Consider the following 24,190-nt stretch of genomic DNA (forward strand, 5'->3'; position numbering starts at 1 on the left):
CCGACATCGCGACCGCGGGTGCGGTTGAATGAACCGGTGGCCGAGATTCGCCGCACGCGCGCGGTAGCGGCCGAGCCGCAGGCAATTTGGAATGTCCTGGCAGACTTCGGGGCCATCAGCGGGTGGTCCGACAAGGTGGACCATTCCTGTTTGTTGAGCCCCAAGGCACAAGACCTGGGTGTCTCCACCACCCGGCGCGTTCAGGTCGGCCGGAACACTCTCGTCGAGCGGATCACCGAGTTCGACCCGCCGAGCACGCTGGCCTATGACGTCGAAGGCTTTCCCCGTTGGTTGCGGGTGAACAATCGCTGGACACTCACACCGTCGGCCAGCGCAACTGCAGTCTCGCTGGTCAGCACCATCACGGTCGCCGGCCCGCTGGGACGGATCGTCGAAGGTGTCGTGACCCCCGCCTGCGTCAAGACGCTCGACGGACTGCTCACCGGACTGGCGAGAAAATTGGAGGGCCACCGTGTCTGAAGTGTCTGACCGCCCCGACATCATCATCGTGATGACCGACGAGGAGCGTGCCACCCCTCCCTACGAATCGGGCGACGTCCTCGCCTGGCGGCGGCGGGCATTGACCGGCCGGCGGTGGTTCGACGAGCACGGGGTCAGCTTCGGCCGCCACTACACCGGCTCGTTGGCCTGCGTACCGAGCCGGCCGACGATCTTCACCGGGCAGTATCCCGACCTGCACGGCGTCACCCAGACCGACGGCATCGGGAAGTCCTTCGACGATTCACGGATGCGGTGGCTGCGGCGCGGAGAAGTTCCGACCCTAGGCAATTGGTTTCGCGCCGCGGGCTACGACACCCACTACGACGGTAAGTGGCACATTTCCCACGCCGATCTGACCGACCCAGCGACCGGCCGGCCGCTGGCGACCAATAACGACGACGGTGTCGTCGACCCCGTCGCGGTCCAGCGTTATCTGGACGCCGACCCGCTGGAGCCGTTTGGTTTCTCCGGCTGGGTCGGTCCCGAACCGCACGGAGCCGGACTGGCCAACAGCGGATTCCGTCGCGATCCCCTGATTGCCGATCGGGTGGTGGCCTGGCTGCAGGACCGCTACGCTCGCAGACGCGCCGGTGACGCCGCCGCACTGCGACCGTTCCTGCTCGTCGCGAGCTTCGTCAACCCGCACGACATCGTGCTGTTTCCGACCTGGGCGGCCCGAAGTCCGCTGTCGCTCTCGCCGTTGGATCCCCCGCCGGTGCCCGCGGCGCCCACCGCAACCGAAGACTTGCGGACTAAACCGGCCGCGCAGATCGCCTTCCGTGAGGCCTACTATTCCGGGTACGGTCCAGCGCCGGCGATCCAACAGGTGTACGACCGCGGCGCACAGCGCTATCGCGACCTCTACTACCGGCTGCACGCCGAAGTGGACGGACCGATCGACCGAGTGCGCCGTGCGGTGACCGAGGGCGGATCGGCTGATGCCGTGCTGGTGCGCACCGCCGACCATGGCGATCTGCTCGGCGCCCACGGTGGACTGCATCAAAAGTGGTTCAACCTCTACGACGAAGCAACACGGGTGCCGTTCGTGATCGCGCGGGTCGGTACGCGTGCGACCCAGCCGCGCCTGGTCAGCGCACCGACCTCCCACGTGGATCTGGTTCCGACCTTGCTCGGCGCCGCCGGCATCGACGTAGCCGCCGTTGCCGCAACACTTTCCGAGTCGTTCTCGGAAGTGCATCTCTTGCCGGGCCGCGACCTGATGCCGATCGTCGACGGGGCACCCGATGACGAACGCCGCGCCGTGTACATCATGACCCGCGACAACATGCTCGAAGGTGACACAGGAGCCTCCGGTCTGGCGCGGCGACTCAAACAGACCGTGAATCCGCCTGCACCGCTGCGCATCCGGATTCCGGCTAATACTGCGGCGAACTTCGAGGGGCTCGTCACCCGGGTAGACGATCACCTGTGGAAGCTCGTGCGTTCATTCGACGACCCCGGCACCTGGACCGAACCCGGGGTTCGGCACCTGGCCGCCAATGGCCTGGGCGGACAGACCTACCGAACCAGCCCGCTCGACGATCAGTGGGAGCTCTACGACCTGACCGACGATCCGATCGAAGCGGTCAATCGATGGACCGACCCGGAGTTGCACGACGTGAGGGCGCAGCTGCGGACGCAGCTCAAACAAGTACGCGCGGACGCGGTGCCCGAACGAAACAACCCGTGGCCGTATGCCTCGCGGCGGCCGCCGCCAGCGCGGCGCCGGTTATTCCCTTAGGCTGCAATCAGTTTCAGTGGCAGCCGGTCGTGCCGGCGAATGATGTTGTTCATCGCCCATACGGGTGGACCGAGCTGGTCGATCCGGGAAACGCGCGCTACCAGCGCGCGTAGCATCGCCGCCGTCTCCAGCCTGGCCAGACCCTGCCCGGCACAGGCATGGGCGCCCTGACCGAACCCGATGTGACGTCCGGCATCACGGGTGATGTCGAATACCTCGGGTTGGTTCCACTCGCGCTCGTCGCGGTTGGCTGATGCATACAACACCAACACCCGCGCGCCGGCGGGCAGGACCATCCCCGCGATGCCGGTGTCCTCGCGGGTCTGGCGGGCAAACGCGCGTAGTGGTGTCTCATAGCGGATCACCTCGTTGATGGCGTTGGGGATCCGGTGTGGTTCGGCCCTGAGCAACTGCCACTGATCGTGGTGCGCGGCGAACAGGTGTAGCGCATTGGAGATCGCGCTAATCGTGGTATCCAATGACGGTGCGATGTAGTCGACCAGCAGCGGCGGACATTCCTCAAGCGCCAGGTTGCCTTCGTCCGCGGCGGCCAGCAGTTCATGCGCCATGCTGCCGTCGAGCACCGTACGCCGGCGAACGACGCGACGGGCGAACCGCAACATTTGCGCCGTCCCGACGACCGACCTGACCGCCTGCCTGTTCAGCGGGCCGAGTGCATCGAAAGTCGCTCCGGCCCAGTCGATCAGGTGTCGCCGTTGGTCACGGGGCCAACCCACCAGATCCGGTACGACAGCCAGCGGAAGCGCCGAGGCCAACTCCACGCCGTCGATCTCGCCGCGAGCCACCGCGGCGTCGACGACCTCCTCGGCAAGCCGGTCGACAGTGTCGGCGATGGACCGCAGCGCACGGGGTAACAACCGGTGCGCCACCAGTTTGCGGCGCCGCTCATGTTCGGCACCGTCGCTGTTGAGCGTGGTGCCTCGGGAAAACCGGTTACTGATCCGGTTGAGCGCAACTCCGTTGCCAGAGATGAATGCCGCGTCGTCGCGTAACACGGCTTTGCACTCGGCGTAGCGAGGCAGCGCGTAGACGCGCTGGCGGGGCAGCCACACGACCGGCCCGATCTGGCGCAGCCGTCGATAGTGCGGGTAGGGATCGCTGATCGCACTGCGGGCATAGATATCGGCTCGATATTCCGCGGCATCGCGAAGCTGGCGCATTCGTCCGCCCCTCACCTTGACTGAGCATTCCGTCGTATGTGACGATTTCGTCATACAGTAACTCGGGAGGTTGCGGTGGGCAATAGCGCTGACGTGCACAGCGACCAGGGCGCGCTGCGCGGTGAACATCCGGGCCGGTCGCGTAACCCGGTCATCAAGGTCCTCGACCTGGCCTGGTTGGAGTTCGAGAAGCCCGACCTTGCCGCCGCCGAAACCTTTGCGCAGGCATTCGGCTTTCAGCCGGTCGCCCGCACGGCCGACGAACTGCAGTTACGCGGTGCAGACGCCGGGGCCCCGTGCGTTCTCATCCGCCGGGGAGCGCAGACCCGGTTCTGCGGGATCGCGTTCAAGGCCCACGACGACGTCGATGTCCACACACTCGCCGAGGCGAACGGCGCCCGGGCAAAGGCCCTGCCGGAATCACTCGGCGGGCTGTCGGTTCAGCTCACCGATCCCGGCGGTATCCCGGTGAAGGTCGTGGCCGGATTGAACGAACTCCCCGAACTGCCCGCCCAACGCCCGCATGTCTTCAACGTCGGCCGACAACCCACCCGCGTCAACGCCACCCAGCGGCCGCCGCGAGCGCCCGCGGTTGTCCAGCGACTCGGCCATGTCGTCATGCAGTCGACGAAATACCTCGAAGCGCTGAATTGGTATCTCGACAACCTCGGGCTCATCGTCAGCGACTTCCTCTACTTCCCGGGCCAGCGCGGTCGCGGACCCACCATGAGCTTCATCCGCTGTGACCGCGGTTCCGTCCCCGCCGATCACCACACGCTGGCCCTGGCACTGGGCCCGGCGAACCGCTACGTACATTCGGCGTATCAGGTCGGCGATCTCGATGCGCTGGCCGCGGGTGGCGAATATCTCGGCGCACAGGGCTATTTCCGATCGTGGGGCATCGGCAGACACATCCAGGGCAGCCAGTTGTTCGACTACTGGCGAGACCCGGACGGATTCCTCGTCGAGCACTACGCCGACGGTGACGTGTTCGACAGCACCCTTGAGCCGGGCTGGGCACCGTTCACCGCGTCCGGCCTCGCCCAGTGGGGGCCGCCGGCCACCGCGGACTTCCTCGGGACCAGTCCCAAACACGCACGCCACGAGGTGGTCTCGATGATCACCGGCCTGCGCGAGAAGAACGAGTTCGACATCAAACGCCTTATCGGCTTGCTGAAAGTTGCCACCTCATGAGCATTTCCATCCTCCGCACCGCAGACGCATGGTGGGCTGCCGCCCCCGCAGGCGCCGTCAGGATCGCCACATCGGCGCGCACTACCGCAGAGCTGCTGGCCGACCGCCCGGCCATCGATGCGGCCGCGCACGGCACCGACACTGTCGACATCAAAGAACTCGACCTGCGCTCACCGGTGACCACACCGTGCCGGGTGGTGGCCCAGATGACGAACTTCACCTCGCACGTCCGCGACTCCGGCATGGACCCGAAGACCGTTCCGCTGACCTTCTTCCGCAAATCGTCGGCATCCATCAGCGGGCCGTTCGCACCGGTGCGAAAGCCTGCACACGTCAAGTTCCTCGACTACGAGGTGGAGATCGGGCTCGTCATTGGCCGTGACATGCCAGTCGGCACAACGGTTTCCGCGGAAACGCTCAGCGATTACGTCGCGGGCCTGGTGGTGACCAACGACGTGTCGGCACGCGACATCCAGCTGCCACAGACCCAGTTCTACGAGGCCAAGTCGTATCCGACCTTCACCCCGGTCGGACCAGCCTTGGTGTTGATCGATGCCGGCGAGCTCACCCGGTTCGACGAGCTGCGGCTGCGGTTGACCGTCAACGGCGAGGAACGCCAGAACACCCTGGTCGGCGGGGACATGCTCTACCGCCCGCTGGAGGCACTCCAATCGCTATGCCGTTTCCAGGATCTCGCGGCCGGCGACCTGATCCTGACCGGGACACCCGCGGGCACGGCGCTCAGCGCACCCCCGAAACCCATCGAGATCATCGGTTCGCTGTTGCCGCCGGCGATCAAGTGGAAGGCGTTCTTCAAGCGCCAGGCCACCAACCCGAAGTACCTGCACGATGGCGATGTGATTGAGGCAACGGTGCGCACCGACGACGGTGCCATCGACCTCGGCACCCAGCGGATGACGGTGACCTACTCCTGAAAAGTCACGGCCGGCAACGGCAATGTGCAGACTTCGTGAGCATCCTGGGCCGACATGCCGAACAGCCGCAGGACGTCCTGGGTGACGGCGTCGGCCGTGGCACCGGCATCCCGGTCGGGACGCACCTGCAGCAGATACCCCAGACCCAGCAGCGCGCCGGCGGCCACCGAAAGGGTCAACTCCGGATCCTCGACATGGAAGCGCCCGGCGGCGACGGCGGCCTTGATGTCGCGCATGGCCCGCGGAGCCAGGCCACGATCCGAGGACAGCAGCGCCCCCCAGTTATCCAACAGGATCCGGCTCTCCTGTGGGCGCTCCCGGAAGAACCGTCCAGACAGCCGAAAACTGCACGCGAACACGGCAGCCGGGTCCTCGATATCGGCCGTGAGCTGATCCAACACGGCGCCGTGCTGGTCGAGCACATCACCCACCGCGGCCTCGAACAGCTCCTCTTTGCTCTCGAAGTGGTTGTAGAACGACCCCATTCCGACGTCGGCGGCCTGGGTGATCTCCAGAACCGGCACGTTGTGCCTGCCCGCGGCGATCATCGACTGAGCGGCCTTGATCAACGCCATCCGAGTCCGCTGCTTGCGGCGCTCCAGCCGGTTGATCGGCACTTCGGTCACGGGTCCCCCAACGTCAGGTGTTAGGCGGATACTACCGGTTCTCACTTCTGATGATTTCCTCAGTTAAGGGTTGACCATAAGTGTCGGCGTATGTGACGATTTCGTCAGTTACTTGGAAAGGGTCGCTATGAGCTGCACTCATGCACCTCCGGTGGTGATCGTCGGCGCCGGGCCGACCGGGATTACCGCTGCCACCCTGCTCGCCCAATACGGCGTGCGCAGTCTCGTACTCGATCGTTATGCCGACGTGTATCCGCAACCTCGCGCCGTGCATCTGGACGACGAGGTGTTCCGCATCGTGCACCGGCTGGGGATCGCCGAGGAGTTCGCCACCATCTCCCGGCCCGCGCTGGGCCTGCGACTGCTGGATCCTCAGATGCGGGTGCTGGCCGAGTTCAGTCGGGATCCCGCGCGCGCACCACACGGATACCCGCAGGCCAACATGTTCGACCAACCGGAGTTCGAGGCGCTGCTCCGCACCAATCTCGCCCACCACCCACTGGCCACGTTGCGGGGCAACGTCGAGGTCACCGATATCGCCCAGATCGCTGGCGGCCGTGCCCGGATCACCTATACCGACCGTGCCGACGGCCGCGAGCATGCCGTCGAGACCGACTACGTGCTGGGTTGCGACGGGGCCAACAGCCTGGTCCGCGCACGAATCGGATCGACCATGCGCGACTTGCGATTCGAACAGCGCTGGCTGGTGGTCGATGTGGCGACGACGACGGACCTGGGCCAGTGGGCTGGTGTGCACCAACTGTGTGATCCGCACCGGGCCGGCACCTTCATGCAGATCGGCGATGCGCGCTACCGGTGGGAGTTCCGGTTGCGGCCCGGCGAGAGTGCTGACGACTTCGACACTTTGGAAACACTCGCCCCGCTGCTCGCGCCATGGACAGCGGCAACGAGTATCGGCGAACTCGAGCTTATTCGGGTCGCCGAGTACACCTTCCGCGCCCAGCTCGCCGACCGCTGGCGGCGGGCCAACACTTTCCTACTCGGCGATGCCGCTCACCTGACGCCCCCGTTCGTGGGCCAGGGCATGGGTGCGGGGCTACGCGATGCGATGAACCTGGCCTGGAAGCTGGCGGGTGTGATCGACGGAACGCTTACCCCCGGCGCATTGGATAGCTACGAGCAGGAGCGAAAGCCGCACGCACACAAAATGATCGGACTCGCATTGATGGTCGGCCGAGCCATGACCTCTGGCGGTGGGTTCGGCAATATGTTGCGCCGCAATGTCATTCCGCATATCTATCGGTTGCCCGGACTACGGGAGCGGGTGATCGATTCTCGGACACCACCGCTACACCGCTCGGCACTGGTCCACCGGTCGCAGCTAGCGGGTCGGCTGGGCGGGACAATGTGCCCCAACGCCGTGGATCCAGCTGGCGGGCGCCTCGACGACCTGTTGGGCAACGGCTTTGCCATCGTGACGATACGGACACCCGACGCCGCCGAGGTTAAGGTCGCCGAACAATACGGCGCCGCAGTCCATGTGGCGAAGCCCGGCAGCGAACTAGCGGACTGGCTTTGCAATGGACATGCCGGTGCGGCGATCCTCCGGCCTGATCGGACCGTGTTGCGCGCCGGCCGTGATGTCGAGGGGCTCGTACGCCTACTCGGGCGCTATCTGGTGGCTGTCAACGAAAACCAGCGTGCCGGCATCCAGTAGGACCGCCCAGCGCCGGGCCGCATCCGAAATGTGCACATCACCGACATCGACGGCATGGCCCGCCAAGTCGCCGAAATCCTCAACGACGACACCGCGTACCTCGTCGTCGGTGTCGACATAGACCCGAACGCGTTGACTGACGGCGATCACTTCGTCGCTGTCAGCGCGCTTTCCCGCTGTCTTCTTGACCACCCGAACACCTTCCCCGGCACATACAGTCAGGCCAGTACAGCACGTTCACGGCCGATACGGACCGGAATTTCGCGGTATTGGCGGCGCGATCGACCACAGAACTTCGCTTTCGTCCTGCCCCGGGTTGTCCCAGGAGTGCACGGCCTTCGCCGAGAACGTGTAGCAGTCGCCGGTTTTGAGAACCGATTCCTGGCCGTCGACGGTGAGGCGCAGGCACCCGCGAAGAACGAAGACGAAGATGGTTTCGGACTCCAATATGTAGGCACCACCCGTGCCGCCACCGGGCCGCAACACCGACCGCATCACCTGAAGGTTGCGTTCGGTCTCCGGTGTCAGCAGGTACTCGCGGATTCCGCTGCCGCCCATCTCCACTGGCGCACCGCCACCGCCGCGTACGACTGCCGAGTCCGGGTAGTCGAACAGGGAACCCACTGACACACTGAGGATTTCGCACACCTTGAGAAGGTTGGGCACCGAGATCGTGGTCTGGCCGCGTTCGACCAGGCTCAGAAATCCCTTGGTCAGCCCGGCGCGATCGGCGACCGCCTCCAATGTCAGTTCCCGTTCTTTGCGCAGCGCGCGGAGCTTCGGGCCGAGTCGATTCATCCAGCCGTCAACACCGGCCAGAACACTGGTGGACGCGTCCTGCGACATCGGGACACCTCCCCTTCACCAGATCGATCGGCCACCGGGCCTTGCGCCACCAAAGTTTAGCGGTATATAACTTTCATAAGTTTTACACCACTAAACCATCAGGACGGAATAATGAGTCTGTACGCCGTGGTCGACCCGAAATCCGGTGAAGTGGTGCGGGAGTACCCGACCGCGACCGACGAGCAGATCGAGCAGGCGCTGGCCGCGGCGGCCAAGGCGTACCGGGAATGGTCGAAGACGTCGACGCTGGCCGACCGGGTGGCCCTGATCCGGCGGGTGGCCGCACTGCACACCGAGCGCCGCGAGAAGCTCGCCGAGATCATCCATCGCGAGATGGGCAAGCCGCTCGACCAGGCCATCGGCGAAGTGGACTTCAGCGCCGCGATCTACGAGTACTACGCCGACAACGCCGAGAAGTTCCTCGCCGACGAGCCAATCCAGCTGCTCGACGGGGACGGCAGTGCGGTCATTAAGCGTGGCCCGGTCGGCGTCCTGCTGGGCATCATGCCGTGGAACTACCCCTACTACCAGGTCGCTCGGTTCGCCGGCCCCAACCTGACGCTGGGCAACACGATCGTGCTCAAGCACGCCCCGCAGTGCCCCGAATCCGCCGACGCGATCCAGCAGATCTTCGACGACGCCGGCTACCCCGCCGGCGCCTACGTCAACGTCTATGCGACCAACGAGCAGATCGCCGACGCCATCGCCGACCCACGGGTGCAGGGCGTATCGCTGACCGGCTCCGAGCGCGCTGGCGCCGCGGTCGCTGAGATCGCCGGCCGCAACCTGAAGAAGGTCGTGCTGGAGCTCGGCGGTTCTGATCCGTTCATCGTTCTGTCCAGCGACGACCTGGACGCAACCGTCGAGGCGGCGATGGCGGGCCGCTTCGAGAACACCGGACAGGCCTGCAACGCGGCCAAGCGCTTCATCGTCGCCGCCGACCTCTACGACGAGTTCCTCGACAAGTTCACCAAGAAGGTGGTCGAGGCCGCCGACGGACTGGCCCCACTGTCCTCGCTGGGCGCAGCCCAGCGACTGGGCGAGCAGATCGATCGCGCGGTGGCCGACGGCGCCAACCTCGTCTCCGAGGGCAAGCGCGACGGCGCCTATTTCCCACCAGGTGTGCTGACCGGGGTCACCCCCGATTCGGCGACCTACCGTGAGGAGCTGTTCGGCCCGGTGGCGATGGTGTTCAAGGTGAACTCCGAGGACGAAGCCGTGGAGCTGGCCAACGACATCCCCTTCGGGCTCGGCTCGTATGTGTTCACCACCGACGAGGACCAGGCCAAGCGCGTCGCCGACAAGATCGACGCCGGAATGGTGTTCGTGAACGTCGTCGGCGCCGACGGGGTCGAGCTGCCGTTCGGCGGGGTGAAACGCTCCGGGTTCGGCCGCGAGCTGGGCCGGTTCGGCATCGACGAGTTCGTCAACAAGAAACTGATCCGGATCGGATAACCCATGAGCGCCGCTACTGCGCCGGTCCAGAAGGATCTTTACAGCCCGCTGGAGCTGTTTGCGACCGATCGTCTGCTTGACGCCGACGAACGGGATATCGCGGCAACTGTGCGCAAGTTCGTCGATACCAAGCTCCGCCCGAATGTCGGGGACTGGTTCGAATCTGCCACGCTGCCAAAAGAACTCGGTAGGGAGTTCGGTGCGCTGGGCTTGCTGGGTATGCACCTGCAGGGGTATGGATGCGCGGGTACCAACGCGGTGAGCTACGGGCTGGCCTGTATGGAGCTCGAGGCCGGTGACAGCGGTTTCCGCAGCTTCGTGTCGGTGCAGGGCTCGCTGTCGATGTTCTCCATCTACCGTTACGGCTCCGAGGAGCAGAAGAACGAGTGGCTGCCCCGGCTGGCCACCGGCGAGGCAATCGGGTGCTTCGGGCTGACCGAACCCGACTTCGGCTCCAACCCGGCCGGGATGCGCACGCGCGCCCGCCGCGACGGCCGCGACTGGGTCCTCGATGGCACCAAGATGTGGATCACCAACGGCAATCTCGCCGATGTGGCCACGGTGTGGGCTAGAACAGGCGACGGCGACGGCGATATCAGCGGCTTTCTGGTCCCGACCGACACCCGGGTTTCACCGCCAACGTCATCCACAAGAAGCTGTCGTTGCGCGCCTCGGTGACCTCCGAGCTGGTACTGGACAATGTCCGGCTGCCGGCCTCGGCGCAGCTACCGGAAGCCACCAGCCTGGGTGCGCCACTGTCCTGCCTCAATGAGGCACGGTTCGGCATCGTGTTCGGTGCACTCGGTGCCGCACGTGACAGCCTGGAGACCGCGATCGCCTACACCAGGGAGCGTGAGGTCTTCGACCGGCCGCTGTCGAGTTTCCAGCTGACGCAGGAGAAGCTGGCCAACATGACCCTGGAGTTGGGCAAGGGCATGCTGCTGGCCGTCCACCTCGGCCGGATGAAAGACGCCGAAGGTGCCCGCCCCGAACAGATCAGCCTGGGCAAACTCAACAATGTCCGCGAGGCGCTGGCCATCGCCCGCCAGTGCCGAACCCTGTTGGGCGGCAGCGGGATCACCCTCGAATACTCTCCGCTACGACACGCCAACAATCTCGAATCGGTGCTCACCTACGAAGGCACCTCCGAAATGCACCTACTCTCAATCGGACGCGCCCTGACCGGACAAGCAGCGTTCCGCTGAGATGACCAGCCCGAACGAACTCCGGCACTTGATCGCCGGGCAATGGCGCGACGGCGCCGGCGACATGGTGACCAGCGTCAACCCCGCGCGTCCCCGTGTGGTTGTCGCCGAGGGACATTGCGCGACGGTTGCCGATGTCTCGCACGCGGTCGCCGCGGCGGGTGAGGCACTCACGAGCTGGGCCGGCACGCCCATACATCAGCGCGGTGCGGTGCTGCTGGCTGCCGCCGACGCAGTCGAGCGCAATGCGCCGTCCTGGGGTTTGGAGCTGGCGACCGAGGAAGGCAAGACCACAGCCGAGGGTATCGGCGAGGTCCGGCGGGCCGCCCAGATCCTGCGGTATTACGGCAACGAGGGCGACCGGCAGAGCGGCGAGATCTTCGCCTCCCCCCGCGCCGGTGAACAAATCCTGGTGACCCGCAAGCCGATTGGCGTCGTCGCCGTCATCACCCCGTTCAACTTCCCGATCGCCATCCCAGCCTGGAAAATCGCGCCCGCACTGGTATACGGCAACACCGTGGTGTGGAAACCGGCCAGCACCGTTCCCCTACTGGCAATCCGGCTCGCGGAAGCATTAACCGATGCCGGCCTGCCCCCGGGAGTGCTCAACCTGGTGATCGGCGACTCGCCAGTCGGTGCGGCACTGGCCGACCACCCCGACGTCGCCGCGATCAGCTTCACCGGCTCCACCACGGTCGGCCGGCGCATCGCCGCCGCGGCCGCAGCCCGCGGGGTACCAGCTCAGGCCGAAATGGGCGGAAAAAACGCCGCCGTCGTCCTCGATGACGCAGACATCGACCTAGCGCTGGACCAAGTCATACTCGGGGCCTTCCGCTCCACCGGCCAAAAATGCACAGCCACCTCACGATTAATCGTCACCGAGCGGATTGCCGATCGATTCCTGGAAGAACTCACGGCACGGGTGGAGGCGCTGGTCGTCGGCGATCCGACCGACGAAGCGACGCAGATGGGTCCGGTCATCACCGGCGCGGCCCAGCGGAACATCTACGGGGGCATCGGGTCAGCGATCAACCAAGGCGTCGAGGTACTGACCGGCGGCGAGCCCTACTTCAAGGGGCTTAGGGCCGAGGGCTTCTTTGTCGCACCCACGATCGTGGAAGTGGTAGGGCCTGCCGACATCTGGTCCGAGGAGTTGTTCGGCCCTGTGCTCGCCGTCAAACGCGCCACCGACGCCGACCAGGCGTTCGCGCTGGCCAACGACAGCGAATTCGGCTTGTCCGCCGCGGTGTTCACCCAGGACCTGACGCGGGCGCTTGCCGCGGTCGAGCACATCGATGTTGGTGTGCTGCACATAAACTCCGAATCGGCCGGCGCCGACCCGCACGTGCCGTTCGGCGGGGCGAAAAAGAGCGGACTCGGCCCCAAAGAGCAGGGCACCGCAGCGCGCGAGTTTTTCACCCACACCACGACGGTCTATCTCCGTTGAGTGAGCGTTGAGGGCGCAAGATCCCGCGAATTTTCTGCGCTGGTGCTCACTGAACGCCTGAACTACGGCTCGACAGTGACTTTGATGGCCTCACCACTTTTGACGATGCCGAAGGCATCCAGCACGTTGTCGAGCGAGATATGGCACGTGATCAGGTCTTTGACCGGAACCTGCCCGGTGGAGATGTACTCGAGCGCGCGCTTGTTGTGCTCAGGGGCCGAGCCGTTGGCCCCGTGGATGTGCAACTGCCGGTAATGCACGACGTTGGAATCGCAGGTGATCGTGGGGTTGGTCTTGGGAAGACCACCAAAGAACGAAATCCGCCCGCTGCGTGCGGCCATCGCGATCGCCTGCTCCTGGGTGATGTTGGCCGCCGTCGCGGTGATGACCACGTCGGCGCCGCGGCCGCCGGTGAGCTCCATGACCTTGTCGACGACGTCGACATCGGCGGCATTGATGACCTCGTCGGGGCCGACGGCATCGGCTGACATCTTGAGTCGGCTGTCGTTGACATCGACCAGATAGACCGGGCCGCACTTGTGCACGCCGCGGGCGATCCGGATGTGCATGCACCCGATCGGGCCGGCGCCGAAAACCACGACGGTGTCACCCTCTTCGATCCCGAGCAGTTCCTGGGCGTTGATGGCACACGCGAACGGCTCGGCGGCCGACGCTTCGTCGAAGCCGACGTTGTCCGGGATGCGGTTCAGCCCATCGACGGCCAGCACCTGCTTGGGCACGATCATGTACTCGGCGAACCCGCCGTCGTACTGATAGCCCACCGAGGTCTGGTTCTGGCACACCGCCATCCAGCCCTTGCGGCATTCGTGACACTTCCCGCACGGCACCGCGGCGATCACCTGCACCCGGTCGCCGGCCTGCCAATCGCTGCCGTAGGCCTGGTTGACGTCCGCACCGACCTCGACGATCTCACCGGCAATCTCGTGCCCGATGGTCCGCGGCGGGGTGAGGTTCTGGTGCCCGTTGTAGAAGATCTTGACGTCGGTGCCGCACGTCGAGCAGTTGCGCACCCGAATCTTGACCTCGTCAGCACCACAGGTGGGCTCGGGAACATCCTCCAGCCGGACATCCTCGGGGGCGTAGAAGCGCAGGGCTTTCATGGCGATCGTCCTTCCGATAGTCCTGTGTTCCAGACAACCCTAGCGACAATCCGGGCATAAATCCACAATCATTTCTGCCCGTTTATGACCGATTGCTTGCGCTACTGCCCGATTATGGGGTTTACTGGTCGTCGGATGTGACCGGCATCACCCCATGATCGGAGGCCTCGAGTTGTCCACCACCGAGACGACGCCGCGGAGCGGCGCACGGGTTCACGTTCAGAAACTGGGCACGTCGCTGTCGAACATGGTCATGCCCAATATCGGCGCGTTCATCGCCTGGGGCCTGATCACCGCACTGTTCATCAAGGCCGGCTGGCTGACCGGGATCTTCCCGGGATTGCGTGACCCGGCCGGGTGGGTGGCCAAGATCGGCGGCTGGGGTGACTTCGCCGACGGCGGCATCGTCGCGCCGATGATCACCTACCTGCTACCGATCCTGATCGGAGCCACCGGCGGGCGGATGGTGTACGGGATCCGCGGCGGTGTCGTCGGTGCAATCGCGACCATGGGCGTCATCGCCGGCACCGACATCCCGATGTTCCTCGGCGCGATGATCATGGGGCCCCTCGGCGGTTGGGTGATCAAGAAGGTCGACGCCATCTGGGACGGCAAGATCCGCCCCGGCTTCGAGATGCTCATCGACAACTTCTCCGCAGGCATCGTCGGGCTCATCCTGGCCGCCTTTGGCTTTTTCGGAATCGGTCCGATCGTGTCGAGCTTCAGCCACGGCGCCGGCAAGGTCGTGGATTTCCTGGTCGCCCACGATCTGCTGCCGCTGACATCGATCTTCATCGAGCCGGCCAAAGTCCTCTTCCTCAACAACGCCATCAACCACGGGGTGCTGACTCCGCTGGGGACTACGCAGGCACTGGCGACCGGTAAGTCGGTGCTGTTCCTCCTGGAGGCCAACCCCGGCCCCGGCCTGGGAATCCTGCTGGCGTTCATGGCATTCGGTCGAGGTGCCGCAAAGGCATCGGCACCCGGTGCGGCAATCATCCAGTTCTTCGGCGGCATCCACGAGATCTACTTCCCGTACGTCCTGATGAAGCCCAAGTTGATCCTCGCCACGATCTTGGGCGGCATGACGGGCGTCTTCATCAATGTGCTGTTCGGATCGGGCTTGCGTGCGCCTGCCGCACCCGGGTCGATCATCGCCGTCTACGCGCAGACCGCCACCGGCAGCTACCTCGGTGTCACGCTGTCGGTAATCGGCGCGGCTGCAGTCTCATTCGTAGTGGCCGCCCTGCTGTTGAAGACGGATAAGTCCGAAGACGACGGCGATCTGGCCGCCGCGACCGCAGGTATGGAGGCCCTCAAAGGTAAGAAGTCGAGCGTGTCGGCGGCGCTGGTGGGATCGGCCAACAGCGGTCCGATCAGCAACATCGTCTTCGCCTGTGATGCCGGCATGGGGTCCTCGGCGATGGGCGCCTCGGTACTGCGAAAGAAGGTGCAGGGCGCCGGCTTTGCCAATGTCAAGGTCACCAACCAATCGATCGCGAACCTCACCGACACCTACGGACTGGTGGTGACGCACCAGGACCTGACCGCCCGCGCGAAGCAGAGAACGCCGTCGGCGGTGCACATCTCGGTGGAGAACTTCATGAACGCCCCACAGTACGACGAGATCGTAGAACTGCTCGGGGAGGTCAACGGCGGCAACGGCGCTGCAGCCACCCCAAGCGTCGAGGAGCCGGCCGACGAGGCGCCGCCTCAGGACGTGCTGGCGGTTGAGTCCATCGTGCTCGCGGGTACGGCCACCACACGAGACGGTGCGATCAGCGAGGCCGGCCGGTTACTCGTGGCGTGTGGCGCCGTCGAACCGTCCTACGTCCACGCGATGCACGAGCGGGAGGGCTCGGTGTCGACATATATGGGCAATGGCCTGGCCATCCCGCACGGCACCAACGAGGCCAAAGATTCCATCAGGCGCACCGGAATCTCGTTCGTGCGCTATGCCGAGCCGATCGACTGGAACGGCAAGCCGGCCGAGTTCGTGGTCGGTATCGCCGGCGCCGGAAAGGACCACATGGCCCTGCTGACGAAGATCGCCGGGGTGTTCCTCAACAAGGACGAGGTGGCCCGGCTCCGGGACGCCACGAGCGCCGAGCAGATCCGATCGGTGCTCGGCGGCTCCAACGCGTGACAGACAAGTGAGAATGGTCAGGTGGATTCGGACACCCGTCAAGGCCGCATCGTCGAGCTCGCCCGCACCAGGGGGCGGGTCGAGGTAGCCGCGCTGGCTGAAGAGCTCGACGTCGCGGCCGAGACGATCCGCCGGGACCTGAAAGTTCTCGCCGGTCGCAGAATGCTCAAACGCGTCCACGGCGGCGCCATCCCGCTTGAGACCGCAGCCTTCGAATCGACGGTCGAGTACCGCAGCCAGGTGGATCTCGCCGAGAAGCACCGGATCGCAGGCGCGGCCACCGACCTGCTACATGGGGCCGAAACCGTATACCTGGACGAGGGATTCACTCCGAGGCTGATCGCCGAACGACTGGCCAACCAGGAGCTGACGGTGGTCACCTCCTCCCTGCTGGCCGCCGAGGCGCTGGCCCACAGCGAGTCCGCGACGGTCCTGCTGCTCGGCGGGCGGATGCGGGGGCGCACGCTGGCCACCGTGGACCACTGGGCGACCGACATGCTGGGCAGCCTGGTGATCGACATCGCATACCTTGGGACGAACGGTATTTCACCCGACCACGGCCTCACTACACCCGACCCTGCGGTCGCCGCGGTGAAACAGACCGCCGTCAAGGTCGCGCGCCGCCGCGTTCTGGTGGCTGCGCACACCAAGTTCGGCGTCAGCAGTTTCTGCCGGTTTGCCGAAGTATCCGATTTCGACTCGATCGTGACCGGCACGGAGCTTTCCGTCACCGAAGCACGCCGCTACGAGGCACTGGGGCCGTCCGTCGTCCGGATCTGAGGACCCGCAGCCTTAGTGCACACCCTCCATCAGCCGGCTGACGCGAGGCGCGAACACCCACACGACCACACCGACGACGATGGCGATCACCCCGAGAATCCCGAAGTAGGCGAATTCGCGGTCCGAACTGTAGTAGCCGGACAGCACACCCGACATCGCCGTGCCCAGGCCGACGGAAAAGAAGTACAGCGCCATCATCTGAGCGCGAAAGGCGTTGGGCGCCAACTGTGTGGTGACCGATAGCCCGATCGGGGACAACATGAGTTCGGAGATCGCGAACACACCCATGATCGCCACCACGAAAAGGGCGGGCACGCTGCGACCCGTCGTCCCGGCCATCGGCAGGAACAACAGAAACGCCAAGCCCATCCCGATGACGCCGTAGGCGAACTTGCGCGGGGTGGTGGGCGCTCGCCGGCCGAGTTTGGTCCACATCGCCGCAAACAGCGGTGACAGCAGAATGATCCACACCGGTTCAATCGAACCAATCCAGTTCGACGGTGCCCGCCAGCCGAAGATCGACCAGTTCATCCGGTCATCGGAGTAGACCGCGAGCACGGTGAAGATCTGCTGAAACAGCGACCAGAACACGGCATTGGCGATGAACAGCGGGATGAACGCGCGCACCCGGGTCCGTTCCAGCGGCTCGACACTGGGGCTGCCCAGCATCACCGCGAAGTAGCCGATGGACGCGACGATGAGGACTCCCGTGGTCACCTGGGAGAGGTTGGCCAGCGTGATCAGACCGAAGACGAACGCGAGTACGGCGGCCGCCAGAACCACCACCGCGACGCCGGCAGTGCGCCAGAACTCTTGGTGCGACAACGGATGCGGAACCGTACGCCCGTGGCCACCGAGGTTGCGCCGGAACACCACATACTGGGTCAGGCCCAGCGCCATACCGACCGCGGCGGCACCGAAGCCGTAGTGGAATCCCACCTTGGTCTGCAAGAGTCCGGTGATCAGAGGCCCGACGAACGACCCGAGGTTGATCCCGAGATAGAACAGCGTGAATCCGCCGTCGCGCCGAGGATCGCCCTCGTCGTAGAGCGTGCCCAACAGCGAGGACGCATTGGCTTTCAGTGCACCTGATCCCAGCGCGATGAGCACCAGACCGACGGCGACACCCGACAGTCCGGGCAGCACGGCCAGCGCGATGTGGCCGCACATCACCACCACACCGCCGTAGAACACGGTTCGCTCCATGCCCAGCACTCGGTCCGCGATCCAGCCACCCAGGACCGTGGACAGGTACACCAGGCCGCCGTATGCGCCGACGATGCCGGTCGCGGTGGCCTTGGGTAGTGCCAGACCACCGTCACTGAGCGAGTAGTAGAGGTAGTACCCGAGGATGGTGAGCATCCCGTAGAACGAGAACCGCTCCCACAGCTCGACACCGAAGAGGTTGGCCAGACCGACCGGATGTCCGAAGAAGGCCTTTTTCGTGGGCACGTTCTCGGTCGCTGCGGCATCGGACATGGCTGTACGATGCCACATCGTTAACCGAGGTTCAGCGGTTCAACACGTTCGAACACCTTCCCCGGGTCGCTGCGCCCCTGCCCGCCGAAACGATCAGGCCCACTGGTCCCAGGGCACGCTCCAGTCCCCGTTCTGCCACAGCTGTAGCGGTTTACCTCCGGTGTTGCGCACCTCGACGACGTCGCCTGGCACCGAGAAGTTATAGAACCAGGTCGCGTTGTCCCGGTTGAGGTTCAGGCATCCGTGGCTGGTGTCGGTGTTGCCCTGAGCCCACACCGTCGCGTCCAATTCGTGGAGGTAGACACCGTCGGTGCTGATGCGCACCGCATAGTTGATCGACTCCTTATAACCGAGGTGGGAGTTGATCGGCAGACCGTAGGTCGAGGAGTCCATGATCACCGGATTGCTCTTGTCCAGAACGGTATAGACGCCCGGTTGGGTCCAGAAGCTCAGTGTGGTGTTGCCGACCTTTTCGGTGCCGCCACGACCCATCGATGTGGGCATGGTGCGCACCAGCTTCCCGCCGTCGAATACGGTCACCTGCTTGGTGGCGTCGTCGGCGATGGACACGTGCGAGGCCCCGATGGTGAACGTCAGCGGCGGTCCCGGCCCTGGGGTCACGGTGACGACGGTGCCAGGGGCGTAGTACTGCGGTGGGCGCCAATGCGCGGTCCGATCGTCGACCCAGTGCCAGGCGCCGTCGACCGGCGGTGCGGTATCCACCAGCAGCGCTTGGTTGGCCAACCCCTTGTCCACCACCGGACCGTCGAAATGCGCGACGATAACCGTGCCGATGCCGTAGGTCGCGCCGTTCTGCAACGCAGCACCCGAGGTCGTGGTGAACCGAACATTGGGCAGGACATCATCGGCATGCGCGGCAATAGCCGGACCAGCCTGCAGCGCGATCAGCGCGACCACCATCGACAACAGGACCCGTACCCCGCGACTCACAACGCTCATTCACCACTCCACGGTCGACGGCCCCAACCAATCGATCGTAGACGGCCAGCCGGCCTAGCCGGGTGTCGCCGATGTCGGCGTGGTGGTGATCTGCGTCCGGATCGATGGAACAGCAACCCGCGCCTCGACTGCGACTTCCCTGTGGCTGCGCCTACCGATGCCACCGCAGACTTTCTGCTGCCGCCAGCACGGTGGTGGTCAGGGTCGCCATGAGCGGGCTCTCGAGCTTCCAACACTGCCAGAACAACGGAACGTCCAGGTGGACATCGTAGACCTGGACGAAGGACCCGTCGGCCAGGGCCGAGGCTGCCGATTGTTCGGGGTACATTCCCCAACCCAATCCGGCTCGTACCGCGGCACCGAATCCCTCCGAAGTCGGCACATAATGGACTGGCCGGTCGATTACTCGGCGAAAGACTTTGCGCACCAACATATCCTGTAGGGCATCGTCGCGGTTCCAGGCTAGCGACGGTGCTTGCGCCACCGCCTCGGCGGTGAAACCACTTGGTAGATAACGTTTCACGTAGCCGCTGCTGGCTACCGGCAGATAGCGCATCACGCCAAGGGGGTGCACTCGGCAGCCCGGCACCGGCGTGCGCTCGGTAGTGACCGCACCCATCACCACACCCTCGCGCAACAGCCGGGCCGAATGGTCCTGGTCCTCGATGCGGATGTCGAACACCACGTCAGCCAGCTCCGAGAGAACACTGACAAACCACGTCACCATTGAATCGGCGTTGACCGCCATCGCAATCCGCGGCCGAGGGGCGAACTGACCGCCACCGGCCATCTCGGCGAGAGCCTCCGCCTCGAGCATCGCGGTCTGAGCGGCAAGCCGCAGCAACGGCTTGCCGGCTGCGGTTGGCACACAAGGTTTTCCGCGGACCAAGAGCACCTGGCCCACATATTTCTCCAACGCCTTGATGCGCTGGCTCACCGCTGACGGCGTCACATGTAACTGTTCGGCCGCCGCCTCGAAACTGCCGAGTTCGACTATCGCGGCGAAAGCCGCGAGCTGGCCCGCATCCAGACGAGCCTCACCGGAGCCGCTCAGTAGCAGGGGTCCGCGCCTGGGGTGTAATACGGCACTCCTTGCGGCGTGTAGCACGGTGGCTGGCCAGAGGCCGCCTGCGCGGCGGCATCGTCTGCGCCGGCCACTGCGCCGGCCACCGCAACATCTCCGGCGACGTTGGTGCATCCACCTACATCGACGTGACGCCCTCCGACGTCACCACACACATCGGCTTGTGCGGCCGGTGCGATCGCCACCGGCACCGCAGCCATTGCCATAGCGCTCAACAGCGCCGCTGCCAGCTTTTTCATCGTCCGTACTTCCCCTCTTAAGACCGGCTCATCGGCATTATCGCCGTTGGCGCTGGGTGCCGTGGGGTATTCGCCGGAGCGGGAGCGCCGGGACTATTTCAGCGAGTAGCGGATCGGCAGGTGCTTGATCCCACCGACGAAGGTGGTGGCCGTCAGTTCGGGCTCGCCGGCCAGTTCGATGCTGTTGATGCGGGGGATGAGTTCGGAGAAGAAGCTGTGCATTTCCATGCGGGCCAGGGCAGCACCCAGACAGAAGTGCACGCCGTAGCCGAAGGACAGATGTTTGTTGGGGTCGCGGCCCACGTCGAAACGCATCGGATCATCGAACACGTCTTCGTCTCGGTTGGCCGAAACATAGGACAGCAGAACCGATTCGCCCTTGGCGATCGGGACGCCGCGGACTTCGGTGTCGGCTTGGGCGGTGCGCATGAATTCCTTGACCGGCGTCGTGCAGCGGATCATCTCTTCGACCGCGGTGCCCATCAGGCCGGGGTCGTTCTTCAGCCGCTGCAGTTCGCCGGGGTTACGCACCAATTCCAAGAGCCCGCCGGCGATTCCGGCGCTGGTGGTGTCGTGGCCTGCGCTGGCGACGATCACGTAATAGGAGGCGGTGTCCATATCGGACAGTGGCTGGCCGTCAATGGTGGCGTTGGCGATGGCCGAGGTCAGGTCCTCGGTCGGGTGTTCGCGGCGCGAGGCGGTCAACGCCGCGAAGTAGGTGAAGAAATCCAACAGCACCGCGATCATCGCGTCACTGGATTGACTGCGCTGCAACTCGATGTCGTCGCCGCCGAACAGTTCCTGGGTGAGCTTGAGCATCCGGGGGAAGTCGGATTCCGGCAGGCCCAACAAACTCAGGATGACGTATAGCGGATAGTTGACCGCGATCTCTTGGGAGAAGTCCAGTTCGGGGCCGCGCTCGACCATCTGGTCGACGTACATCTTGGCCAACTCATCGCAGCGTGCCTTCAAGGCGCGCATGGCTTTCGGGCGAAACCAGTCCGCACCGATCTTGCGCATGTCGCGGTGGTGCGGATCGTCCATGTGGATCAGCGTGCTCAATCCGATCCCGGCTTCACGATCCGCGCGCAACTTCTCGTCGAGCACCGTCGCCACGAGCATCGGCCGGGGATCGTTGGTGAACAGATCGTTCTGCCGCTCGATGTCCATGACATCGGCGTGTTTGGTGATCGCCCAGAACGGCCGATAACCCCCGACATCAACCCACGACACCGGCGCGTGCGCGCGCAAGTGGGCCAGCGCCGCGTGCAGCCGGGCCTCGTCGGCATACGACTGCGGGACAGCCAGAACGCGGGCCGCGTCGTCCATGATGCGTGCGGTCATCGGGGCACTCCTTGAGATCTGGAACGAAGTCGTTCTAGATTATGGCGCAGACCACAGATGGGTCAAGATGACGTCATGACTGCCCAAGGACGCACCTACGGCGGGCAGAGCCCCCAGCAACGCTCCCTAGAGCGGCGAGAACGCCTGCTCGACGCCGCGCGCGAACTGATCGCCGAGGTCGGTGTGGCACCCCTGACCGTCGACCTGGTGTGCCAGCGGGCGAAACTGAGCAAGCGATACTTTTACACCGAGTTCGCCACCAAGGACGATCTACTGGACGCCTGCGCCGACGATCTGTACACCCGGCTCAAAGCCGCAATGGAGACAGTGCTGAGTACCACTCCGCTCCCCGACCGGGCACATGGCGTGTTGCGTACGGTGGTGCGCACATTGGTCGCCAGCGCGGCGGACGCGCGCCTCTACATGGAGTCACCTGGATTTCCGCGGCTACGCCAGCTCCAGCAACGCGAGATCGGCGAGTTCACCGGGCGCATCGCCGCCGAAGCCATGCAATTCGCCGGACCGCCGAAACCGTCGGTCGACCGTCAACTCGCGGCCAGGGCAGCTGTCACCGCGGCCACCGAGCTCATCATCGCGTGGCTGCTCGGTGACATCGACACCGACGAAGACACTCTCGTCGCAACCATGGCTGCCGTCACCCTCGGGGCTGCCGGGGCCGTTTGATGAGCTTCTCCCCAGCGTCTGTCGTCGAGGCGCTCCAGTTGAGCCCGCGGCTGCGCCGGATCAGTCTGCGCGTCGACGACCCCGAATCTCTGGCCATCCCGACGATCGGCGACTGCGCCGTCGGCGTGTATTTCGACCCGGGAACGCCCGAGGAGGGCCGCACCTACACCGTCCGCCACCACGACGGTGACCACATCGACCTCGACATCGCGCTGCACTCCGGAGGCCGTGGCGGCGCCTGGGCGCAGACTGCCACCGCCGGGGATCGGGTCGGGCTCGATCACGCCCGCGCGTGGTACCGGCCGCCGCGGGCTATTGCGCGCCAGCTGCTCGTCACCGATCTCGCCGGGCTGCCTGCCGCTGCCCGCATCGTCGAGGAAACGCCCCCCACCGTCGCGACCACCGTCATCATCGAGGCCGCCGACCACCACGACCTGGACTACCTGCCCGTCCGCCCCGGTGTCGCCGTCGTTCCCAGCCTCGGTACCGGCAACGGCGTCGCACCGAGCGCACTCGCGGATCTGGTCCGGCAGGCCGACTTGCCGGCGTACGGCTACTGCTGGTTTGCCGGCGAAGCCGCCGCATCACGTGAGGTCCGCAATTACGTGCGGGGGCGGGGCTGGACCATCGACCGGTACGACATCACCGGGTACTGGCGATTCGACTCCGCGGCCTGGGACGCCAGGTTCGCTTTGGTCAGTGACGAGGTTGTTGCGGTCTATCAGCGAGCGATCGCTGCAGGTAAGGGCGACAAGATGGCGTTCGAGGAGTTCGAGGACACCCTCGAACGAATGGGGCTCTAGCCGGCGCCGAGACCTGCGCGTAAGGTGGCCGCGCCGTTCCCCATTTGTGATGTGCATCACCTATACTCCAAATGATGAGCCAGGTCACAACCGGAGGTGTTCGATGATCGGCATGGAACGTTCGAGAAGGTCGACAGTCGTGCCGCTCTCGTCCGGCGCGATCAATCCGCACCGGGGCCTGATGGCTTTCCTGATGGTCGCCATCTTCATCGCCGGCATCGTCGGCGTCGTGGTGGCGCTGTCAATGGGCCACGCAGCGGCGGTGCTGAGCATCGTGCTCATCGCGTTCGGGCTGATCGCCGCAGCCGCGATCTGCTGACGTCGCGCAGACATTGGGTTGCCGGCGCGTGCGGTCGGCTACTGGCACGCGCCGATAACGCCGGTTCGGCACCCGCATCTGTGGAGTGGAATTCCTTGCGGCCCATTGTGACTCCAAGCATCATTGCCCCACCGCAACTTTGAAGTCTGGCATACGAATACCAGCATCGGCGGGGCGCCCGTTCGGTCGCAAGGGACGTTTTCTCGCCCGTGGTTACGACGGCTGAGGAAGGTATTTCGGCAGCCGGATTACGCCTCATCCCAGCCATCTGCCGGCCGCACCGCGGCCACCAAATAGCCTTCGCCGTTGATAGATTGACGATGATGCCGGAAGCCCGCCGCTCCTTCGACCCCGTGGTCCCACCCCGGGACATCACACCACCTCACGGCGCGTGGCTCCCCCACGGTTTCCACATCGATGTG

At 65.1% G+C, this 24,190-nt stretch carries 21 protein-coding genes and 2 pseudogenes; 13 read left to right on the top strand and 10 right to left on the bottom strand.

The annotated features are described in order from the left end of the window. Positions 1-18: 18 nt before the first annotated feature. Complete coding sequence (locus G6N38_RS09020) at positions 19-480, top strand: SRPBCC family protein (RefSeq protein ID WP_246227804.1); 462 nt, start codon at positions 19-21, stop codon at positions 478-480. 1 nt (position 481) lies between these two features. Next, positions 482-2,242 carry a sulfatase-like hydrolase/transferase gene (locus G6N38_RS09025; protein WP_163747218.1) on the top strand — a complete coding sequence of 587 codons (1,761 nt, stop codon included), beginning with the start codon at positions 482-484 and terminating at the stop codon, positions 2,240-2,242. Here the strand turns inward: G6N38_RS09025 and G6N38_RS09030 are convergent. Beyond that, entirely contained in the window at positions 2,239-3,423 is a 1,185-nt protein-coding gene (locus tag G6N38_RS09030) for a cytochrome P450 (RefSeq protein ID WP_163747219.1), read from the bottom strand. The two genes, G6N38_RS09025 and G6N38_RS09030, sit on opposite strands and share 4 nt — an antisense overlap. Positions 3,424-3,498: 75 nt before the next feature. Between G6N38_RS09030 and G6N38_RS09035 the strand changes: the two genes are divergently transcribed. Next, positions 3,499-4,617, top strand: coding sequence for a VOC family protein (locus tag G6N38_RS09035; RefSeq protein WP_163747220.1), 1,119 nt, complete (start codon positions 3,499-3,501; stop codon positions 4,615-4,617). Then, on the top strand, positions 4,614-5,552 hold the full coding sequence (locus G6N38_RS09040) for a fumarylacetoacetate hydrolase family protein (RefSeq protein ID WP_163747221.1): 939 nt from the start codon (positions 4,614-4,616) through the stop codon (positions 5,550-5,552). Before G6N38_RS09035 ends, G6N38_RS09040 begins: the two co-directional genes overlap by 4 nt. On the opposite strand, the gene G6N38_RS09045 is transcribed toward G6N38_RS09040, so the two are convergent. Beyond that, positions 5,543-6,127 (bottom strand): TetR/AcrR family transcriptional regulator, encoded by a 585-nt coding sequence (locus G6N38_RS09045; protein ID WP_163751890.1) that lies wholly within the window; start codon positions 6,125-6,127, stop codon positions 5,543-5,545. The genes G6N38_RS09040 and G6N38_RS09045 overlap by 10 nt on opposite strands. A 178-nt stretch (positions 6,128-6,305) precedes the next feature. Here G6N38_RS09045 and mhpA point away from each other — a divergent pair, with 178 nt between their 5' ends. Continuing rightward, positions 6,306-7,856 carry a bifunctional 3-(3-hydroxy-phenyl)propionate/3-hydroxycinnamic acid hydroxylase MhpA gene (gene mhpA, locus G6N38_RS09050; protein ID WP_163747222.1) on the top strand — a complete coding sequence of 517 codons (1,551 nt, stop codon included), beginning with the start codon at positions 6,306-6,308 and terminating at the stop codon, positions 7,854-7,856. Here the strand turns inward: mhpA and G6N38_RS09055 are convergent. Next, complete coding sequence (locus tag G6N38_RS09055) at positions 7,800-8,048, bottom strand: hypothetical protein (RefSeq protein WP_163747223.1); 249 nt, start codon at positions 8,046-8,048, stop codon at positions 7,800-7,802. The two genes, mhpA and G6N38_RS09055, sit on opposite strands and share 57 nt — an antisense overlap. Before the next feature lie 45 nt (positions 8,049-8,093). Then, on the bottom strand, positions 8,094-8,702 hold the full coding sequence (locus G6N38_RS09060; protein ID WP_163747224.1) for a helix-turn-helix domain-containing protein: 609 nt from the start codon (positions 8,700-8,702) through the stop codon (positions 8,094-8,096). A gap of 111 nt (positions 8,703-8,813) precedes the next feature. On the opposite strand from G6N38_RS09060, the gene G6N38_RS09065 reads away from it, so the two are divergent. The 3 genes and pseudogenes from G6N38_RS09065 (at position 8,814) to G6N38_RS09075 (ending at position 12,809) form a co-directional block, all read left to right on the top strand. Then, on the top strand, positions 8,814-10,157 hold the full coding sequence (locus G6N38_RS09065; protein WP_163747225.1) for an NAD-dependent succinate-semialdehyde dehydrogenase: 1,344 nt from the start codon (positions 8,814-8,816) through the stop codon (positions 10,155-10,157). 3 nt (positions 10,158-10,160) lie between these two features. Continuing rightward, positions 10,161-11,362: pseudogene (locus tag G6N38_RS09070) on the top strand (acyl-CoA dehydrogenase family protein). A 1-nt stretch (position 11,363) separates the two neighbouring features. Further along, on the top strand, positions 11,364-12,809 hold the full coding sequence (locus tag G6N38_RS09075; RefSeq protein WP_163747226.1) for an aldehyde dehydrogenase family protein: 1,446 nt from the start codon (positions 11,364-11,366) through the stop codon (positions 12,807-12,809). A gap of 62 nt (positions 12,810-12,871) precedes the next feature. Here G6N38_RS09075 and G6N38_RS09080 read toward each other — a convergent pair whose 3' ends face one another. After that, complete coding sequence (locus G6N38_RS09080; protein ID WP_163747227.1) at positions 12,872-13,930, bottom strand: zinc-dependent dehydrogenase; 1,059 nt, start codon at positions 13,928-13,930, stop codon at positions 12,872-12,874. A gap of 154 nt (positions 13,931-14,084) precedes the next feature. Here G6N38_RS09080 and G6N38_RS09085 point away from each other — a divergent pair, with 154 nt between their 5' ends. Both G6N38_RS09085 and G6N38_RS09090 read left to right on the top strand, forming a co-directional pair. Next, complete coding sequence (locus G6N38_RS09085) at positions 14,085-16,076, top strand: PTS mannitol transporter subunit IICBA (RefSeq protein ID WP_163747228.1); 1,992 nt, start codon at positions 14,085-14,087, stop codon at positions 16,074-16,076. Between the two features lie 21 nt (positions 16,077-16,097). Further along, a complete protein-coding gene (locus G6N38_RS09090; RefSeq protein ID WP_163747229.1) occupies positions 16,098-16,856 on the top strand; it encodes a DeoR/GlpR family DNA-binding transcription regulator in 759 nt (252 codons plus the stop codon). A gap of 12 nt (positions 16,857-16,868) precedes the next feature. Here G6N38_RS09090 and G6N38_RS09095 read toward each other — a convergent pair whose 3' ends face one another. The 5 genes and pseudogenes from G6N38_RS09095 to G6N38_RS09110 form a co-directional block, all read right to left on the bottom strand. Beyond that, the gene (locus tag G6N38_RS09095) at positions 16,869-18,335 is read right to left on the bottom strand and encodes a peptide MFS transporter (protein ID WP_163747230.1); all 1,467 of its coding nucleotides are present in this window, start codon (positions 18,333-18,335) and stop codon (positions 16,869-16,871) included. Positions 18,336-18,428: 93 nt separating this feature from the next. Next, a pseudogene (locus G6N38_RS09100) lies at positions 18,429-19,178 on the bottom strand (L,D-transpeptidase); the annotation flags it as partial. A 268-nt stretch (positions 19,179-19,446) separates the two neighbouring features. Then, positions 19,447-20,349, bottom strand: a complete 903-nt coding sequence (locus G6N38_RS09105; protein WP_246227980.1) for a LysR family transcriptional regulator ArgP — start codon at positions 20,347-20,349, stop codon at positions 19,447-19,449. After that, positions 20,346-20,618 (bottom strand): hypothetical protein, encoded by a 273-nt coding sequence (locus tag G6N38_RS30655; RefSeq protein ID WP_246227808.1) that lies wholly within the window; start codon positions 20,616-20,618, stop codon positions 20,346-20,348. Before G6N38_RS30655 ends, G6N38_RS09105 begins: the two co-directional genes overlap by 4 nt. A gap of 93 nt (positions 20,619-20,711) precedes the next feature. Beyond that, on the bottom strand, positions 20,712-21,962 hold the full coding sequence (locus tag G6N38_RS09110) for a cytochrome P450 (RefSeq protein ID WP_163747232.1): 1,251 nt from the start codon (positions 21,960-21,962) through the stop codon (positions 20,712-20,714). 75 nt (positions 21,963-22,037) lie between these two features. Here G6N38_RS09110 and G6N38_RS09115 point away from each other — a divergent pair, with 75 nt between their 5' ends. The 3 genes from G6N38_RS09115 to G6N38_RS09125 all read left to right on the top strand — a co-directional run bounded on the left by G6N38_RS09115 (position 22,038) and on the right by G6N38_RS09125 (position 23,768). Then, complete coding sequence (locus G6N38_RS09115; RefSeq protein WP_163747233.1) at positions 22,038-22,646, top strand: TetR/AcrR family transcriptional regulator; 609 nt, start codon at positions 22,038-22,040, stop codon at positions 22,644-22,646. After that, complete coding sequence (locus G6N38_RS09120; protein ID WP_163747234.1) at positions 22,646-23,449, top strand: siderophore-interacting protein; 804 nt, start codon at positions 22,646-22,648, stop codon at positions 23,447-23,449. Before G6N38_RS09115 ends, G6N38_RS09120 begins: the two co-directional genes overlap by 1 nt. Positions 23,450-23,588: 139 nt before the next feature. After that, a complete protein-coding gene (locus G6N38_RS09125) occupies positions 23,589-23,768 on the top strand; it encodes a hypothetical protein (protein WP_163747235.1) in 180 nt (59 codons plus the stop codon). The last annotated feature ends 422 nt before the right edge of the window (positions 23,769-24,190 follow it).

Origin of the sequence: Mycolicibacterium helvum (genome assembly GCF_010731895.1) — a bacterium.
Lineage (GTDB): Bacteria > Actinomycetota > Actinomycetes > Mycobacteriales > Mycobacteriaceae > Mycobacterium > Mycobacterium helvum.